Below are 1,284 nucleotides of genomic sequence, written 5' to 3'. Positions count from 1 at the left end.
GGCGGGTTCAGGTGGTGGAAGCAACGTTGTTGTCTGCTGGCGGGTTGCTCAGCAGTTCGTCCAGCGCTTGGGCTGGTGTCTTCAGTCCAAGCGTAGGACGGGGTCGTGCGTTGAGTGTGGCCGCGATCGTGGCCAGGTCGTCTGCGTTGTACCGCGACAGGTCGTGGCCTTTCTCCAACCAGAACCGCAACAACCGGTTGGTGTTCTCATTCGAACCGCGCTGCCACGGCGAGTGCGGGTCACAGAAGTAGACCGGCATATCGAGTTTGAGCTGGATATGCCGGTACCCGGCCATCTCGGTGCCACGGTCCCACGTCAACGAACGGCGCAGGTGTTGGGGAAGCTTGCCCATCTGGGCGATCATCGCCGCCGCGACCGAGGCGGCGTCATGACGACCCGGCAGGTGCAACAAGATGACGAACCGAGTCGAGCGTTCCACCAACGTGCCCACGGCCGTAGCGGTCCCGGCACCGTAGATCAGGTCGCCCTCCCAATGACCCGGCACCGCCCGATCAGCGACCTCGGCAGGCCGCTGACTGATCTTGAACGCTTCACGGTACGCACTCGCGCCGCGGCGCTCAACGCCACCGCGGGGTTTGCGTGCGGTGCGTTTCAATGCCAGTTTGCGGGCCAAGTCCTTGCGCAGGCTGCCGCGGGTCTGGACGTACAACGCCTGGTAGATCGTCTCGTGGCTCACTCGCACAGTCTCACCGTCTATGCCGGTGCTCAGCATCTGGCTGATCAATCTCGGTGACCAGCCCTGGTCCATCCACTCCTCGATACGACGACACACCCTCGGGTGTTGGGCCAGCTTGAACGGTTTCGGTCGAGCCCGACGCGCCGCTGCGGCCCGGTGCGCGACCGCGGCCCGATACACACCGTCCGGGCTGCGGTGGCGGCGGATCTCGCGCGAGACTACTGACTTGTCACGCCCGATCGAGGCCGCGATCGCGCTCACCGAACGACGATGGAAACAGCCCGCAGCGATCGCGCTACGATCCGCGATCGACAACGCCACCCGCTGCGTGCCTGTCCCGACCACATCACCAGGCCACCCGCCGTCCAGGCCGCCACCGCGGCCCCCACGTAACTGCAGTTCCATCACCGCAGCATCACGCCACCACTGCAACGCCGAGGTCCGCGACACGCCCACCACCCGTGCCGCCGACCGCAACGAAACACCCCGACAGACCAGCTCCACCAACCGCAACCGATCCACCCACGAAAAACCCCTCACCATCCACAACTCCTCAACCAGAGTTGCTTCCACCCCTTGACCCCGCC

General features: G+C 65.3%; 1 protein-coding gene. It reads right to left on the bottom strand.

Annotated elements, in window-relative coordinates; genetic code table 11:
* Positions 1–7: 7 nt before the first annotated feature.
* Positions 8–1,240, bottom strand: a complete 1,233-nt coding sequence (locus tag ACLM5J_RS20820) for an IS30 family transposase (protein WP_413658595.1) — start codon at positions 1,238–1,240, stop codon at positions 8–10.
* Positions 1,241–1,284: the final 44 nt, after the last annotated feature.

Source organism: Nocardioides sp. Bht2 (assembly GCF_047308515.1).
In the GTDB taxonomy this organism is placed as follows: domain Bacteria; phylum Actinomycetota; class Actinomycetes; order Propionibacteriales; family Nocardioidaceae; genus Nocardioides.
The sequence above is the reverse complement of the archived record's forward strand: the minus strand, read 5'-3'. Positions and strand labels throughout refer to the sequence as shown.